We start from the raw sequence: 15,207 nt of genomic DNA on the forward strand, positions 1-15,207 counted from the left end.
TGTGCATGGATCATCTGGATACCCGCCTTCCCGTCACCGTACTGTCCGGATTTTTAGGCGCGGGCAAAACCACGGTGCTGAACCATATCCTTAATAATCGGGAGGGAACGCGGGTTGCTGTGATCGTCAACGACATGAGCGAAGTCAACATCGATGCCGCTCAGGTTCAACAGGAAGTCACCTTGAACCGGTCAGAAGAAAAACTCGTTGAGATGAGTAATGGCTGTATCTGCTGCACCCTGAGAGAAGACTTGTTGATCGAAGTGCGCAAACTCGCTGCAGAGGGTCGTTTCGACTGCCTGGTCATCGAATCTACCGGCATCTCGGAACCTTTACCGGTAGCAGAAACCTTTACTTTCGCTGATGAAGACGGCGTGAGCCTGTCTGATATTGCCAGGCTCGACACCATGGTTACTGTGGTGGACGCAGTTAATTTCCTGAAGGATTTTGACGAAGCACAATCTTTGCAGGAAACCGGAGAAAGCCTGGGCGAAGAAGATGAGCGCAGCGTGGCAGACCTGCTTGTCGATCAGATTGAATTCAGCGACATCCTGCTGGTCAGCAAAACGGACCTGGTTTCTCCAGGCGACCTCGATCGGCTCAAGGGCGTGCTCCGCAGCCTCAATTCAGAAGCAGAAATACTTCCCATAGAAAAAGGCGCCGTACCACTTGATAAGGTGCTGAATACCAATAGATTCAGTTTTGAACGCGCTCAGCAGGCGCCAGGCTGGCTGAAAGAAATGCGCGGCGAACACATTCCGGAAACGGAAGAGTACGGCATTTCCAGCTTCGTTTACCGCGCCCGCCGCCCTTTTCATCCTGCAAAGTTCTATGAGGTCCTGCACCAACCGGTTTCCGGTGGCAAGCTCATTCGTTCCAAAGGCTATTTCTGGCTGGCCACGCGTCCGGAGTTTGCGGGCCATTGGAGCCAGGCCGGTGGCATTGCCCGGCACGGGTTCGCCGGGATGTTCTGGAAAGCCGTGCCAGAGAAGTCCTGGCCCGAGGATCCAGAGTATCGCGAGTCAATCATGGAAACCTGGGTAGAGCCGTTCGGCGATATGCGTCAGGAGTTAGTCTTCATTGGCCAGAATCTGGATCAGGCCACGATCACCGGTCAGTTGGATGACTGCCTTCTGAATGAAGAGCAGCTTTTGGCCGGCAAATCGTTCTGGCAGACGCTGAATGATCCTTTCCCGGCCTGGGAGTAAATGAGTATGGGGATAACAAAAGAAGAACTTTTACAGGCCCCGGACGGCGATTACATGAACGAAGCGCAACTCGCTTTCTTCCGACGGCTGCTCGAAGAGCTGCGCACCGAGACCATGAACAGCATTGAAGACGCGAAACAGCAACTCGCCAGCCCTCCAGAAATGAACGATGAAGCAGACCGCGCCTCTTATGAGGAAGAGTCGCGGCTGGCTCTTCGCATTGTCGACAGGGAACGCCGCCTTCTACCCAAAATCGATGCTGCACTAAAACGTATCTCCAGTGGCGACTACGGCTACTGCCTGGAATCAGGCGAGCCTATCGGGGTCGCCCGGCTGCTGCTTCGGCCTACCGCAGAGCTATGTGCTGAGGTAAAAACACTGAACGAGCGTAAAGAACTCAATTATCGGCACTGAGCGCGGTCAGGCTTAAAGTTTGGTCGGGTTAGGCGCGTCGCCATAGATTTCAACCGGGTCGAATTGTTTGTCATGCTCAACAAACACGAGGGCGTCACTGTGTGCTCTCTCTGCCGCAACCGGTACCCTTCGGTAAAAGCACGACCGGTAACCCACATGGCAGCTGGCGCCTGACCCCGCGACTTTTACTCTGAGCCAGATTGCGTCCTGATCATCATCCACAAGCATTTCGATCACCTTCTGGACCAATCCGCTGGTGGCACCTTTGTGCCAGATAACTTCACGACTGCGACTCCAGTAGTGAGCTTCGCCTGTGAGAATGGTTTTCTCCAGAGCTTCCTCGTTCATGTATCCCAGCATAAGCACTTCGCCGCTGTCGGCGTCGGTGGTCACGCAGGCAACAAGGCCGCTCAGATCAAATTTTGGTGCAAGTTTGTGCCCTTCTTCCACCTGCTCGATGGATGTTCTTGGGGCAAAGCTAACCGGTTGCTGGCCGGTTTGCTGTGGGCTGGAAGATTCATTTTCCATGGTGTTTTTCTCTCCAATGATATTCATGTTTAATTTACGGCAGGTGTTTCCAGGAAACGAATGGGGTGGCCTGTCGGGGCGCCCATCAATGCTTCATCGCGCACCACAACCAGGCCGCGGACGACAGTGTGGATGGGCCAGCCTGTAATGGGTTTATCGTCATACGGCGTCCAGCCACTGAGGCTCGCGATCCACTTGTTGCTGATGGTGCGCCGGGCGGCCAGGTCTACCAGTGTCAGGTCGGCGTCGTACCCCACGGCAATACGCCCTTTACCCTCGATCCCGAAAATGCGGGCAGGGCCAGCACTGGTCAGGTCAACCAGCCTTTGCAGGCTTAGTCGTCCAGCATGCACGTGGTCGAGCATTACCGGTAATAATGTTTGCACGCCAGTCATTCCGCTGGGTGATTGGGGATAAGGTTTGGATTTTTCTTCCAGTGTATGCGGGGCGTGATCACTGCCGATTACGTCCACTACGCCCACTTGGATAGCGTGCCACAAGGCATCCTGGTGACGCTGTTCCCGAACCGGTGGATTCATTTGTGCCAGGCTGCCCAGACGCTGGTAGCACTCCGGTGCCGCCATGGTCAGATGGTGGGGGGTCACCTCCACGGTTACTCGGTGCTTATGCTGAGCCAGGTACTGCATTTCCTCGGCGCTAGATATATGAAGAATGTGCAAGCGACGGCCCGTCTCCCCGGCCATGGCCACAATTCGTCGAGTGGCGTTGAGCGCGCTTTTCACGTCGCGCCAATCGGGGTGGTGAAAAATGTTACCGCTGTCTTCGACGATAGCTTTGCGCGCACGCAGCCGGGCTTCATCCTCGGCATGTACGGCCATGCGCCTGCAACCATGACTCAGAATGCTGCGTAATACCGCTTCATCGTCCGCAAGCAGATCTCCGAATGAACTGCCCATGAAGACTTTCACACCGGCACATCCGGGCAGGTTTTCCAGGGTATGTAATTGTTTGGCGTTGACCCCGGAACCGCCAATGTAGAAGGCATAATCACACCAGGCGCGACCTTTGGCGGCGTCCAGTTTGGCCTGAAGGTCTTCACGCCAGAGCGTCAGTGGGTTCGTGTTGGGCATTTCGAATACTCCCGTTACACCGCCCAACACTGCGCCCCGGGTACCGGCTTCGAGATCTTCCTTATGAGTCAGTCCAGGCTCACGGAAATGCACCTGGCTATCAATGACGCCAGGCAGCACATGCAAGCCGTTTGCATTCAAACAGGTGTTTGCCGTCCACCGGCCTTGCAGGGGCCCCATTGCTATGATTCGGCCGTCGGAGCATGCGATATCAATCAACTCCGCTCCGTTCGGTGTCATTACCGTGCCACCTTGTACCAACAGATCTGCATGGCGTAAGGGTGAGGGTTGGTTCTGGGTAATATCGCACTTATCCGGCATGACAGTTTAGAATTCGTTCTGGATGTGCTTGTAACCACGGACCAGGTCGTTATTAGTCCGGGCCACGTCTTCAGAAAACTCACTGGCATCGGCTGACACCTGTGGTAAAGACTCAAGGTCGGTTTCCGCACCGATGCGCTCAGTGGATTGGACATAAAATCCTGCTGGCAGGTGGCAGCCATCGACCACAGCGTTGTAACGCACAACGCAACCGTCTTCGATAATGCAGTTAAAAAGCACACTGTTGAATCCAATGAACACGCCGTTGCCAACCGTGCAGGGGCCGTGCACGATGGCCCGGTGTGCAATGGAGGTGCGCTGGCCAATGGTGACTTTCGCACCAGATTTCGAGTGAATAACCACACCATCCTGAATATTGGAGTGGGCACCGATGATGATCGGTTCTATGTGGTTGTCGGCATCCATCTCGTCCGCGCGTATGACCGCATAAGGACCGATAAACACGTTCTCCTCCACAACCACTAGCCCGCAAAGGATCGCGGTTGGATCGACGAACGCGCTGGAGTGAATCTGCGGCAAGTCGCCGCGGGGGTTTTTGCGAATCATCCAGAGTTTCCTTATGGGTTAGCTACGAAATGGCCTTGTGCCAACGTGGACCTTGCTCGGTGTCCTCAATGACCACACCAGCTAACTCCAACTGTTCTCTCAGCGCATCTGCACGCGAGAAGTCGCGCTGATGGCGGGCCTCTTGTCGCTGGTGGACCAGTGCTTCAATACACTCGAGCGATATTTCCTCTACCTCGGCTCTGTCAGTCTCTCCGCGCAGTTCACTTAAAGCCAACTGGGCAGGTTTCTGCAGCAAGCCGAGTAAACCGGCAGAAACACGGAATTTCTCTGCCAACTCGTGGGCCAGATCGGCTGTGCTGGCGCGATCCAGTTGGCGACAGAGTTCGTGCAGCCGTGCCAGCGCGAGGGGCACGTTAAGATCATCCCTGAGGGCCTCCAGCACCTTGCCGTCCGGCTCTGTGTCAGAGCAGTCTGTAAACTTATCGCCTTCTACCCTGGCCAGGCTTGTGTACCAACGTGTCAGTGTTCCAATTGACTGAACCTGGCGCCTCTCGTTCCAGTCGAGGGGATGGCGATAATGGGTGGATAGTAGTGCCAGCCTTATAGCTTCGCCTGGCGCCTGGGCGAACAGGTCTCTGATCAGCAGCACCTTGCCTTTGGACTTGGACATTTTTTGTCCGTCTACGGTTACAAAGGAATTGTGCACCCAGGTCCGGCAGTAACGGGTTCCATTGGCGCAGGTTCCCTGGGCGATTTCGTTCTCATGGTGGGGGAAGATCAGATCCTGTCCGCCGCCATGGATATCGATCGTCGTGCCGAGGTGTTTGCCGATCATCGCGGAGCATTCGACGTGCCATCCCGGTCTTCCGTAACCCCAGGGGCTGGTCCAACCGGGCTGGTTCTCGCTCGAGGGCTTCCATAGAACGAAATCCAGTGGGCTCCGTTTGTAGGGTGCAACCTCCACTCGTGCACCGGCCAGCATATCTTCCGGCTTGCGTTTGGATAGAGCGCCATAGGCGGAATACGATGGCACATGGAAGAGCACATGCCCCGAGGCTTCATAGGCGTGACCTCGTATAATCAGCGCCTGAATCAGTTCTATGATGTCAGCAATGTGTTCGGTGACACGGGGCTCAAGATCAGGAGGCTTAACACCCAGCGCTTCGAGGTCTTCGTGATAAGCCTCAATATAACGATCTGTGATGGTATCAATACCAACGCCCTCGGCGACCGCCGCTGCATTGATCTTGTCATCCACATCCGTGAAATTACGGGCGTAGAGCACGCAGCGGTAGTCGTGGCGCAGCAACCGGGCCAATACATCGAAAACTACGGCCGGACGGGCGTTGCCGATATGGGCATAGTTGTAGACCGTCGGCCCACAGACGTACATGGTCACGCGCCCGGGTAACTCCGTCGTCAATACCTCTTTCTGCCCCGCCAGGGTGTTGTAGAGGTAGATAGCGCTCATCAGGCCACCCCCTGAAAATCTCCGCTGGCAGACGCCACTGCATCATGAGAATGGAGGCTTTCCAAGTGCCGGACGTGGGTCTGGAGGTTGCCGTAATTGCCGGAAAGTGCGCTCTGGATTCGCCGTGCAGCATCCTCCACGTACATCAGATTCTGGCCGTTCAGCCGCGCAAACGCTTGTTCATCCGCTCGCTTGACAGCGGTCTGGACGGGCGTTGCCAGAACCTTCTCAACCTGATCAATAAGCGCCATCAGGCCGAAACTCCCGGCGGAGTCGGGAATATCAATGCTGATGCGGACTTCGCTGCGTTGGCTGTGAGGCGTGGCAAGCGTGGCATTCTGTTCCAGCCACGTGGCTACATCCGCCCTTGTCAGCCCGGTATTTTCCCTGAAATCTTCCCTGAAGCCGTCAGCCACAAGCTGTCGGGACAAGGCTGCCGAACAGGGGCAGGTCGAAGAATACTCCACCTGAACGGATGCTCTCAGCGAGAACGAACCCTGGTGCAGAATGGCCTCAAGCTGAACGGGATAGGCTTTCCAGCCCGCCAACTCCGGTGAACGTAGAGCCGGGCGTCTGGCCAAAAGGCTGAAATTCAGCACCACCCTGGCGCCATCGGTGTAACAGTCTTGATGACTCTCCACCATCCGCTCCAGAAGATTTCTGAGGTGCACCGGAATCATCGCCTCCCGTTGAGACATTTCATCCAGCATTTGGTAAAGGCGAGACATGTGGATGCCTTTAACCGTTACTGAAGGCAGATTGACCTGGGCGTCCGCAACCATATGGATTGGCCCCGGGCAGTTCCGCTCTGGCAAATGGATGGGGATATCAATTCGGCTCATCCCGACCCATTCCAGTGGCACACGGATTTGCGAGGCTTCGTTGCTAGCAACATCTGGCAGATCTGTGCTCATGTTAATCCTGTTTCAGTTTGGTGTAAGTGGGCCTCTCTTTGGCTTCGTACGCGTGGCCAGAGCAGAGGGAACACGCGCCGTGGAATTCAATAACGGTACGGTCCACCTGAAAATTCAACTTGGCGAGGCATTCATGTAGCTGTTTGATTTCTTGTGCCTCAACCACCTCATGGATGTGGCCGCACTGGTCACAAATCGCGAAGGCAGTGGGTGTGGAATGGCCCTCGGCAGAAACAGCGATGTAGGCATTCAGGCTTTCAAGTTTTCTGGCCATCCCCAGGTCTACGAGTCGTTCCAATGCCCGGTAGACCTGGGTCGCGCCGCGGAAGCCTGTTTTCTTCAGGATAGCGTAGGCGCCCAGGGATGCGTCCGCTTGCAGTAGCACATCAAAAACCCTGCGCTGGTTTGGTGTCAGGCTGGTCATATGATTCAGTGCCCGCAAAGATTGGTTAAACATCAAGCTGCCAGGAGCCCTTCACGGTTGCGGCTGACATTGTTCCAGGCTGGCCATTAACCTCTTCAGCAATTCCGTGTAATGACCCGTGCCGATCTTGATATCCGCACCCAATGGGTCCATAACACCGATTGTATTGACGCTGGACCCTTCGAAGACGGTATCAACCAGGCCCGGGTTGTATTGCGGCTCAGTGAAGGCACAGGTCACCCCGAGTTCTGACACTAGTGTCTGAATTTCGCGAATCCGCGCGGGGCTCGGGTCAGACGCATCAGACAGTGCAATGGCTCCGGCTGCGGGCAGGCCAAAACGACGCTCAAAGTATTGATAGGCATCATGGAAAACAATGAACCGAATACCGTTGAGGCGATCTGCACGCTCGCTGAGTGAGCCTGTCAACTCCTCCACGGAATCCTGAAAGGCTTGAGCATTTTTCTGGTAGATTTCTGCATTCGATGGATCCGTGCTGGAAAGTACTTGTGCAATTTCGCCGGCCCACACTTTCGCATTCATTGGGTCCAACCAGGCGTGGGGATCATATTCGCCATGATGATGTTCTTCGTGCTCTTCGTGCTCTTCGTGCTCTTCGTGCTCTTCGTGTTCGTCGTGATGTTCGTTGTGATTGTCCTCATCACCGTGGGCGTGAGATTCGAATGTTGCGCCTTCCCTGAACGGGTGACCTACCGTCGCCGACAAATCCAGCATTTCAACCTTGTGCGCTGAACTCGCCAGGTTCTCCAGTGGACTCTCCAGCCATGGACTCAGGTCCTCGCTTATCCAGAAAACAACCTCTGCCTGAGCGAGCGCCTCTGCTTCAGACGGTCTGAGAGAGTAACTGTGTGGAGATGCTCCCGGCTGGACCAGCAAGTCCGGTTGACCAACGCCGTTCATCACCTGCGCGACAATGGAGTGTAGCGGTGCGATATCAGCTACAACTCTGGGAGCGGCCGCCCAGCTATACACGGGCAAAAGGCAAAGTGTTAGACCAGTTAAAAGTGCCGGTCGGACCATCGGGATTCTCCTGGAACGTTTAGGGCTTATGTGAGTGATACGGATGACTCTAAAAACGTTATGTTATAACATAACTTAAACTTTGAGAACCCGTTGTTTGCAAGGCCGTGAGAAGAGGCCAGCATCCAGGGTTGAACGCCCCTTTGAAGGATTTTAGATGTTGATGCAAGCCCGTAACCTGTCAGTACGAATTGGTAAGGCACCGATTCTGACTGGCATCAATCTCCACGTGGAGCGTGGTGACATAGTTACGATTATTGGCCCCAACGGGTCTGGTAAGTCGACGCTACTGAGGACACTTATCGGCGCTTTGACGCCGTCCGAGGGTCAGGTGATCAGCTCACCGGGCCTGTCTATCGGGTATGTGCCCCAGCGATTGCATATCGACGAAACCTTGCCGATGACGGTAAAGCGGTTTCTGCAATTGCCGCACAGGGTGTCATCCGACGCAATCCAGGCAGCCATGGCTAATGCCGGCGTGCCTGGCCTGTTGGAGCAGCAGTTGATGTCGCTGTCTGGTGGGCAATTGCAGAGGGTCTTACTGGCAAGGGCCCTATTGGACAAGCCAGATCTGCTGCTTCTTGATGAACCGACCCAGGGGCTGGATCGTCGGGGCACGGCGGACTTCTATCGGCACATCGACATTTCCAGACAAGCATTGAACTGTGCCGTCATCATGGTGAGTCATGACCTTCAGGTAGTGATGCGCCAGTCTGAGCGAGTGATCTGCCTGAACGGCCACATTTGTTGTGAGGGTAAACCGGAGGTGGTCAGCAACTCTGCGGAATACCGCGCGCTGTTCGGATTTGAAGACGATGAGGACACCCTGGCGCTGTATAGCCATCGGGGCCATAACCACCGTCCCGATTCCATTCGGGAGGCTGGGTAATGTTTGATGATTTTCTGGTCAGAGCTGCACTGGCAGGCATTGGTGTATCTCTGGCTGCTGCGCCCCTGGGCTGCTTCATTGTCTGGCGGCGCATGGCCTATTTTGGTGACGCCACGGCTCATGCCGCCATGCTTGGCGTTGCATTATCGTTGACGCTCCAAACGCCAATCTTTGCCGGGGTGCTGCTGATATCATTGCTGATGGCGGTGACTGTCTCGACCCTGAGCGGGCGCGGTTATGCCATGGACACGCTGCTTGGCGTTATGGCGCACTCAGCATTAGCCGTTGGGCTGGTATCAGTATCGTTTCTGTCTGGTGTTCGCATCGACTTGATGGCTTATCTTTTCGGGGATATTCTTGCCGTTGGCAAGACAGACCTGGCGATCATCTGGGGCGGCGCACTGCTGGTTCTGATTATGGTCGGTTATCGCTGGTCCGCTCTGTTGCTATCTACCCTGAACCCGGATCTGGCAATGGCCAGCGGTATTTCGCCACGTCGGGAACAGCTGGTGCTGACCATTGCTCTTGCCATTGTGGTCGCGGTTGCCATCAAAGTGGTAGGTGTTCTTCTCATTGCTGCCATGCTGATCATTCCGGCGGCAACAGCCCGCAGGTTCAGCCGGACTCCCGAGGCCATGGCGTTGTTGGCTGCAATTATTGGTGCCTGCGCGAGCGTGGCGGGGCTTAGCTTTTCCTACCACTTCGACTCACCGACTGGCCCGACGATTGTATGCGTCGTTGCCTTCCTGTTCGTCGTACTAAACGCGGTCCATAGTATAATCCGGCGCCTCTTTTCTGGTAGCGAGCCAGGAACCGTGTAAAGCGCAATCCGAAGTAACAGCTCCGACCAATCCAATCGGTTGGGGCTGTTACTGCTGACGCACCATCATCCGGACGTCGAAGCGCTGTTTTGCTTAATAGGCTTTGTATGGGAGAAACTTGCCAGACAAAACAACATTTACGCGATCACCTTTGGGATCATCTTCGCGCTGAATATCCATCGAAAAATCGATGGCGCTCATAATGCCATCGCCGAACTCTTCATGAATCAACTCTTTGATCGTGCCGCCGTATACGCTGACAATTTCGTACCAGCGATAGATCAGCGGGTCGGCAGGAATAGCGGTGGGAAGCGAGCCTTTGTAGGGGGTCACCTGAAGCCAGGCAACTGCTTCGTCACTGAGTTCGAACAGTTCGCCGACTTTTTCAGCCTGCTCCTTGTTCATCGCCATCTGGCCAAGACACGCAGAGGTGGTCCATTCTTTGGATAGACCAACGGTATCTGCAACGGTGCTCCACTTGATGCCCTTGAGCACTTTGGAGGACATAATCATCTGGGTTACTTCATCGCGGCTATTAATCATAATGGCTTCCTTCAGTTTGTATGGTTAATCGGATGTATCGGGTTCAGCATCGCCCTGATGCTCAGGCAGCCTGGCTTTGTGTCGAGGTGCCTATTTTCAGTTGTGAGACCATCTGACCACCCAGGTATTGCTCCATAATGAGTTCGTTGGCATCTTGCGAAATGGTCTTCCAGGTCCCTTCGGCCAAAGGCCGACCATGCAAAACCACGGGCATAGAGCGGGTTTTGAGCCGTATTACCGGAGGCGTATGTGTGTATGTCACTGTGTCCATGCCGAATATGGCGTGAGCGATTGCTTGAGCCTGATGCTTTACGGGCTCAATAAAGCGACAGGGTGTTCCGTCAATGCTGATGCAATCGCCAAGTGCATATATATTCGGGTCACTGGTGCACAGCGTTTGGGGGTCCACGGCGAGCCCGGATTCAAAACGCAGATGTGCCTGGAGAGCCAGCCTGTTATCAGTGACTAACCCCGTGGCTGCGACAACGTGATCGACTTCAATAGAGGGATTGGCTTCGAGCTCGACAACTCGTTTGCCGCTTTCAAGCTCTGTAATACCGGCAACATCAACACCACCGTAGTAAGTGACGCCGAGGTTGGTCAGGCTGTTGACCAGTCGAGATGAGGCCTCTTCAGGCAACAGGCCGGCGAGCGGCGAGGTGTTGCGATCAAGAAGCGTGACCTTGTGACCTGCGTGAGCAAAATCTTCAGCCAGCTCGCACCCGATCATACCGGCTCCGACAATGGCCACCGACTGTTTACCTCCGGCAAGCGCCTGCTGCAGGCCAGACCAGCCCTCCAGCTCGTTGACGCGCCAACACAAAGAGGGGGGGAGCTGGGGCGGAAGGACCGGCTTGGCACCTTGAGCCAAAACCAGGTGGGTGTAGTTCAGAGTCCCCCGAGTAGTGCGTAGCTGTCGAAGTGCCGGGCTTAAACCCACCGCGAAAGTGCCTGGCATCAGCTGCACACCGAGGCGGCGGGCTGCATCGGGTCCGGTCTCGCGGATGAGCGCTGATTTATCGGCACCACGGCTAATTGCGACAGATAGCTCAGGCTTGTGATACAGGTCACCCACGCAAGCGCTGACCAGTGTAATGGGAACATCCGGATTCAACGTGCGTAGTGCTTCCACCGTGGACCATCCTGCAATGCCGGCGCCTACAACAACAACCCCGGGTTCGCGGTTGAACTGTATGGGCTGCTCGGAGACGGTGATTTCCTGTCGTTCAAACAGCTCGAAATCTGTTTTGGTGACGCCACACAAAGGGCACTCCCAATCGTCAGGAATATCCTCAAAACGGGTACCTGGTGCGAGTCCGCTATCCGGATCCCCCAGTTCTTCGTCGTATATCAGTCCACATGCGAGGCAAATGTACTGCCTCCAGGGCATGGTTTTGTCGAGGGGTTGCTGGTTCATGCCGGTACCTCTTCACGCATTTGTTTTGCCATTTCCCATCTCAGGTGCTTGAGGGCAGGTGTGACGATGGCGACGAAATGTGCCTCGCGTATTCGGCGTTGCGGCGATGAGCTCATCAGGTAACCCCGCGCACCCTGGTGCAGAAGTGCGGATTGAGATGCCTTGAGTGCAAGCTCCGAGCCCCACGCTCGCAAATCAAGCACATCAAGGAGGAATTCTTTGGAGCCATCGAACGGGGTCTGGCATAGCCTCGATGTCACTTCTGTCATTTCATCGAGCTCGGCCTGCAGCTCATCGGGTCGGTCATGCAGATACTGATTCACATGGCCAAGTGAGGGTTCGACCTCGCGGGCGGAGTCAATAGAACCCTGAATAACACCGGTGGCCATCCCAGCCTGCAACAAAATAAATGCGGCGCGAACGCGCTGAATAAAGGGCCGGGCAGGATCGGCAATTATCTGATCTTGGCTGACAAAATAATCGACCAGCGGTATGGCCCAGGTGCTGGTACCTTCCATTCCGGAAAACTCGGGGCATTTTCTCAGTGTCACGCGCTCGTCCAGATCCAGCAGGAACATAATCTCATGGGAGCGGGTTCCATCATCCCGGTCGACGGAGGCGATCACACCACAGTATTGCCCCGGGGCAATATGGCTGACCCAGGGCAAAGTACCACTGACGCTATAACCGCCAGGCACCTTCCTGGCTTTCAATGCCATCTTTTCGATGCCAGTGAATGCTTTCATCGGGTTTGATAGACCCGTTCCACCGAAGGTACGCCCGGCGGTATGATCGGGTAGTCGGGCAAGCAGTGCCGGGTTACCCGATTGCTCCATGTAGAGCCCGCAAACATCATGGCACCAGGTCATGAAACCGGTGGACCCGCAGTGCCGGCTGATTTCCTGCATGGAGGCCACCGCCAGGCCATAGCGAGCGCCATATTGGTCAAGATGACCGGCGAACGCGCCGGCTTGGCCGAGGTTTGCCATGATATCCAGCGGGTAGTAACCCTCATGGTCGATTCGGTAGGCTGCCGGGGCGAGCTGTTCGCGCCCGACCATGCTGACATCAGCGAGAACCTGTGAATCGTCAGCCCAAAGGGCCTGGTTTGAAGAGACTGCGACGCTGTTCATGGCATTCCTCCCTAGTTAGTTGAAAAGTAATTAGTCCATCATGCTGATGCTGAACGGGATGGGGTTGCGCATGCTGTTTGCGACGGGGGAGAAGTAGTTGGCTTTCTCTACAATCTCGTTCAGTTCCTCACGGGTTGCATCGCCTTCGATGAGGACCTTGACGCGGATGTCCTGAAAACCCATCTCTTCCGGTGTACGATCGGCACCACCGGCACCCCAGGCTGCGCTATTGCCAATGTCAGCCTCCAGAAAGACTTCCAGACGGCTCAGTTTGACCTGCTTCCAGGTGGCGACAGCGGTGATGCCAACGCAAAGGCAGCCACCCAAACCAGACAGCACGATTTCGCCTGGTGCCGGAGCGGTATCTTCTCCGAACAAATGCAGCGGTTCGTCCACCACAACTTCGTGTTGGTTAACGTGGCTGACGGTGCGGTATTGGCCATCGGTAATGGTGTGGACTTTGTTGGTGCCACGATTCTCAGGGTTTTTTCTGCCTTTTTCGGCGAACGCTGATAAGCCGTCGCGGTCGATTGGGCGCAGGTAAGTTGAAACAGTCTTCGGTGCGGTTGCTGTGCTCATGGCTTTACTCTCCAGTTAAATTGGCAAACCCGAGCGCATTGTTACTTCTGCGCCCAGCTTTGCTTTAAAGAATTGCATGGAGTGTGCCAGAACAAATAAATCTATAATAAACAATGAGTTGTTGTTATTTTTCTGATAAATACATCAGCATTGGAATGCTTTGGCAATAAATGTAAGCCTGACAATGTCAGACATTTGAGTGGACGCCCAGTTTTTCCATCCTGTAGCGAAATTGCCTGGGGGTCATATTCAAAAGGGCCGCCGCTCGGGTTTTATTACCCCCTGTTTTTTCCAGTGCCTCTTCAATAGCTCTGGATTCGTCTTCACGCACCCAGCTGTAGGGGCGCCCTTGTGCTAATGCCGTGGGAGCTTCCTGAGCCGGGGCGCCCGGTACAGACGCTGGTGGGGATGTGTGCGTTGTTTCGAGCGGGTTGTTGATAGCAGACTCCTGGAGCAGGATTATTTCGATATCCCGGATACTGATTGCGCCATTCAAAGCTGTGAGAACGGATCGTTTGATCACATTTTCCAGCTGACGAATGTTTCCTGGCCAGTTGTAACTCTCCAGTCGTTCCATCACCCCCTGTCCGAAAACGGTGTAGCGACTGTAATCCCGGTTCGCCGACATCAGGAAATGGCGCGCGAGTAACTGCACGTCACCCGCCCGCTTCCGCAGAGGTGGAAGGTGAATGGGAAACACGTTGAGTCGATAGAAGAGGTCCAGGCGGAACGTGCCTCTATTGACCGCCTCTTGAAGGTTTTTATGTGTGGCAGTGATGATACGCACATCGACAGGAATATCCCGGACTCCGCCAACACGCTGTATGACCTGGCCTTCAAGCACACGCAGCAGCTTGGATTGGAGTTCCAGATTCAGATCACCGATTTCATCCAGGAAAAGTGTGCCGCCATTTGCCAGTTCAATCTTGCCCTGCTTCGCAGATGTTGCACCTGTAAAGGCGCCACGCTCATGCCCGAACAACTCGGATTCGAGCAGTTGTTCCGGGATAGCGGCACAGTTAATGGCAAGGAACGGGCTGTCTTTACGAGCGCTATTCAGGTGCAAAGCCTGTGAAAAGCGCTCTTTTCCGGTTCCCGATTCGCCAGTGATCAGCACTGTTACCGGAGTGTTGGCAACACGGGCTATCTGGTCGAGTGCGTTATGAATGGCAGGGCTTTCGCCAAGAATGCCGTGATTAGCGTACTTATTCTGCAGGGCATCTTTCAGCTCGCGGTTCTCTTCCTGCAGATAACTGGTCCGCTCATCAATCAGGTTATTGATCTTGATGATCTGAGCGATAAAGGTGGCCAGAATACGAAGGATGACCAGATCTGCATCAACCGGACGAGGCCGCATGCGCAAGCGGTGGGCCGCCAGAACCCCGATGGGAGTATCGCCATCCATGATGGGAACCGCAATATAGGCGACCATGTTGTCAGGTAGTGTGGTTCGCTCAACGGCTCGGAAGAGGTAGCCGGTATCGTCGTCGATATTCTGTACCACCGCCAACTTCCCGGTTTTCATTACCTTTCCTGTAATACCTTCACCGTATCTGTAGCGGCCCTTATGGCGTTCCGCGCTTGTGAGGCCATAGCTGTAACGGATCTGCAGGTCGGAGTTGGTGGAGGAGGGCAGCAAGACTCTGCCTCTATTCAAGCCGAGCATCTGGGACATCAGTCTCAGAGTGCTGGTGATCGCTATTTCAGGTGTGGCGGAATGCCCGATCAGTTTAGCGGCTTCATGCAGGACTGAGAGGTCGGAGCCGGCGGTGTCTGCGCTGGAGTGGGTATTGTTCGTTAGCTCGTTGTCGCCCATGTCGTTCATCATATTGTCTGCCAATGTTGGAATAGGCTCATGCAAATTGTGCACCGATGTTCGACATTG

At 55.0% G+C, this 15,207-nt stretch carries 16 protein-coding genes; 4 read left to right on the forward strand and 12 right to left on the reverse strand.

The window, feature by feature from the left end; all coding sequences use genetic code 11:
- The first annotated feature begins 14 nt into the window (after nucleotides 1–14).
- A complete protein-coding gene (gene zigA / locus Q4606_RS14005) occupies nucleotides 15–1,208 on the forward strand; it encodes a zinc metallochaperone GTPase ZigA (RefSeq protein WP_303607931.1) in 1,194 nt (397 codons plus the stop codon).
- Between the two features lie 12 nt (nucleotides 1,209–1,220).
- The gene (dksA, locus tag Q4606_RS14010; protein ID WP_303607932.1) at nucleotides 1,221–1,622 is read left to right on the forward strand and encodes an RNA polymerase-binding protein DksA; all 402 of its coding nucleotides are present in this window, start codon (nucleotides 1,221–1,223) and stop codon (nucleotides 1,620–1,622) included.
- Nucleotides 1,623–1,634: 12 nt separating this feature from the next.
- On the opposite strand, the gene hisI is transcribed toward dksA, so the two are convergent.
- The 7 genes from hisI to Q4606_RS14045 are packed head-to-tail and all read right to left on the reverse strand — an operon-like array spanning nucleotide 1,635 to nucleotide 7,940.
- Nucleotides 1,635–2,177: a phosphoribosyl-AMP cyclohydrolase gene (hisI, locus tag Q4606_RS14015; RefSeq protein ID WP_303607893.1), complete on the reverse strand. Its 543-nt coding sequence runs from the start codon at nucleotides 2,175–2,177 to the stop codon at nucleotides 1,635–1,637.
- A gap of 2 nt (nucleotides 2,178–2,179) precedes the next feature.
- Entirely contained in the window at nucleotides 2,180–3,562 is a 1,383-nt protein-coding gene (locus Q4606_RS14020) for a dihydroorotase (protein ID WP_303607894.1), read from the reverse strand.
- 6 nt (nucleotides 3,563–3,568) lie between these two features.
- Nucleotides 3,569–4,129 carry a carbonate dehydratase gene (locus tag Q4606_RS14025; protein WP_303607895.1) on the reverse strand — a complete coding sequence of 187 codons (561 nt, stop codon included), beginning with the start codon at nucleotides 4,127–4,129 and terminating at the stop codon, nucleotides 3,569–3,571.
- A gap of 22 nt (nucleotides 4,130–4,151) precedes the next feature.
- Nucleotides 4,152–5,561 (reverse strand): cysteine--tRNA ligase, encoded by a 1,410-nt coding sequence (gene cysS / locus Q4606_RS14030; RefSeq protein WP_303607896.1) that lies wholly within the window; start codon nucleotides 5,559–5,561, stop codon nucleotides 4,152–4,154.
- Complete coding sequence (folE2, locus tag Q4606_RS14035; RefSeq protein WP_303607897.1) at nucleotides 5,561–6,475, reverse strand: GTP cyclohydrolase FolE2; 915 nt, start codon at nucleotides 6,473–6,475, stop codon at nucleotides 5,561–5,563. The genes cysS and folE2 overlap by 1 nt, the downstream gene beginning before the upstream one ends.
- A gap of 1 nt (nucleotide 6,476) precedes the next feature.
- Nucleotides 6,477–6,932: a Fur family transcriptional regulator gene (locus tag Q4606_RS14040; protein ID WP_303607898.1), complete on the reverse strand. Its 456-nt coding sequence runs from the start codon at nucleotides 6,930–6,932 to the stop codon at nucleotides 6,477–6,479.
- A gap of 18 nt (nucleotides 6,933–6,950) precedes the next feature.
- Nucleotides 6,951–7,940 carry a zinc ABC transporter substrate-binding protein gene (locus Q4606_RS14045; RefSeq protein ID WP_303607899.1) on the reverse strand — a complete coding sequence of 330 codons (990 nt, stop codon included), beginning with the start codon at nucleotides 7,938–7,940 and terminating at the stop codon, nucleotides 6,951–6,953.
- Nucleotides 7,941–8,097: 157 nt separating this feature from the next.
- On the opposite strand from Q4606_RS14045, the gene Q4606_RS14050 reads away from it, so the two are divergent.
- Together Q4606_RS14050 and Q4606_RS14055 are read left to right on the forward strand one after the other, a co-directional pair.
- Nucleotides 8,098–8,829, forward strand: a complete 732-nt coding sequence (locus Q4606_RS14050) for a metal ABC transporter ATP-binding protein (protein WP_303607900.1) — start codon at nucleotides 8,098–8,100, stop codon at nucleotides 8,827–8,829.
- Nucleotides 8,829–9,650: an iron chelate uptake ABC transporter family permease subunit gene (locus tag Q4606_RS14055; protein ID WP_303607901.1), complete on the forward strand. Its 822-nt coding sequence runs from the start codon at nucleotides 8,829–8,831 to the stop codon at nucleotides 9,648–9,650. Before Q4606_RS14050 ends, Q4606_RS14055 begins: the two co-directional genes overlap by 1 nt.
- Before the next feature lie 93 nt (nucleotides 9,651–9,743).
- On the opposite strand, the gene cynS is transcribed toward Q4606_RS14055, so the two are convergent.
- The 5 genes from cynS to Q4606_RS14080 all read right to left on the reverse strand — a co-directional run bounded on the left by cynS (nucleotide 9,744) and on the right by Q4606_RS14080 (nucleotide 15,183).
- Entirely contained in the window at nucleotides 9,744–10,193 is a 450-nt protein-coding gene (gene cynS / locus Q4606_RS14060; RefSeq protein ID WP_303595127.1) for a cyanase, read from the reverse strand.
- A gap of 61 nt (nucleotides 10,194–10,254) precedes the next feature.
- The gene (locus Q4606_RS14065) at nucleotides 10,255–11,610 is read right to left on the reverse strand and encodes an FAD-dependent oxidoreductase (RefSeq protein ID WP_303607902.1); all 1,356 of its coding nucleotides are present in this window, start codon (nucleotides 11,608–11,610) and stop codon (nucleotides 10,255–10,257) included.
- The gene (locus Q4606_RS14070) at nucleotides 11,607–12,743 is read right to left on the reverse strand and encodes an acyl-CoA dehydrogenase family protein (protein WP_303607903.1); all 1,137 of its coding nucleotides are present in this window, start codon (nucleotides 12,741–12,743) and stop codon (nucleotides 11,607–11,609) included. The genes Q4606_RS14065 and Q4606_RS14070 overlap by 4 nt, the downstream gene beginning before the upstream one ends.
- Nucleotides 12,744–12,773: 30 nt before the next feature.
- Nucleotides 12,774–13,322 (reverse strand): OsmC family protein, encoded by a 549-nt coding sequence (locus Q4606_RS14075; RefSeq protein ID WP_303607904.1) that lies wholly within the window; start codon nucleotides 13,320–13,322, stop codon nucleotides 12,774–12,776.
- 187 nt (nucleotides 13,323–13,509) lie between these two features.
- Nucleotides 13,510–15,183 carry a sigma 54-interacting transcriptional regulator gene (locus tag Q4606_RS14080; protein ID WP_303595122.1) on the reverse strand — a complete coding sequence of 558 codons (1,674 nt, stop codon included), beginning with the start codon at nucleotides 15,181–15,183 and terminating at the stop codon, nucleotides 13,510–13,512.
- Between the last annotated feature and the right edge of the window lie 24 nt (nucleotides 15,184–15,207).

This window comes from Marinobacter sp. 1_MG-2023 (assembly GCF_030549045.1).
GTDB lineage: Bacteria > Pseudomonadota > Gammaproteobacteria > Pseudomonadales > Oleiphilaceae > Marinobacter.

Bases quoted from the DNA above. Each gene is read 5' to 3' on its own strand.
- cynS (WP_303595127.1), bottom strand. From the start codon at position 10,193: ATGATTAATAGCCGCGATGAAGTAACCCAGATGATTATGTCCTCCAAA.
- Q4606_RS14025 (WP_303607895.1), bottom strand. From the start codon at position 4,129: ATGATTCGCAAAAACCCCCGCGGCGACTTGCCGCAGATTCACTCCAGC.
- Q4606_RS14070 (WP_303607903.1), bottom strand. From the start codon at position 12,743: ATGAACAGCGTCGCAGTCTCTTCAAACCAGGCCCTTTGGGCTGACGAT.
- hisI (WP_303607893.1), bottom strand. From the start codon at position 2,177: ATGAATATCATTGGAGAGAAAAACACCATGGAAAATGAATCTTCCAGC.
- Q4606_RS14075 (WP_303607904.1), bottom strand. From the start codon at position 13,322: ATGAGCACAGCAACCGCACCGAAGACTGTTTCAACTTACCTGCGCCCA.
- Q4606_RS14020 (WP_303607894.1), bottom strand. From the start codon at position 3,562: ATGCCGGATAAGTGCGATATTACCCAGAACCAACCCTCACCCTTACGC.
- Q4606_RS14050 (WP_303607900.1), top strand. From the start codon at position 8,098: ATGTTGATGCAAGCCCGTAACCTGTCAGTACGAATTGGTAAGGCACCG.
- Q4606_RS14055 (WP_303607901.1), top strand. From the start codon at position 8,829: ATGTTTGATGATTTTCTGGTCAGAGCTGCACTGGCAGGCATTGGTGTA.
- folE2 (WP_303607897.1), bottom strand. From the start codon at position 6,475: ATGAGCACAGATCTGCCAGATGTTGCTAGCAACGAAGCCTCGCAAATC.
- cysS (WP_303607896.1), bottom strand. From the start codon at position 5,561: ATGAGCGCTATCTACCTCTACAACACCCTGGCGGGGCAGAAAGAGGTA.
- Q4606_RS14045 (WP_303607899.1), bottom strand. From the start codon at position 7,940: ATGGTCCGACCGGCACTTTTAACTGGTCTAACACTTTGCCTTTTGCCC.
- Q4606_RS14040 (WP_303607898.1), bottom strand. From the start codon at position 6,932: ATGTTTAACCAATCTTTGCGGGCACTGAATCATATGACCAGCCTGACA.
- Q4606_RS14065 (WP_303607902.1), bottom strand. From the start codon at position 11,610: ATGAACCAGCAACCCCTCGACAAAACCATGCCCTGGAGGCAGTACATT.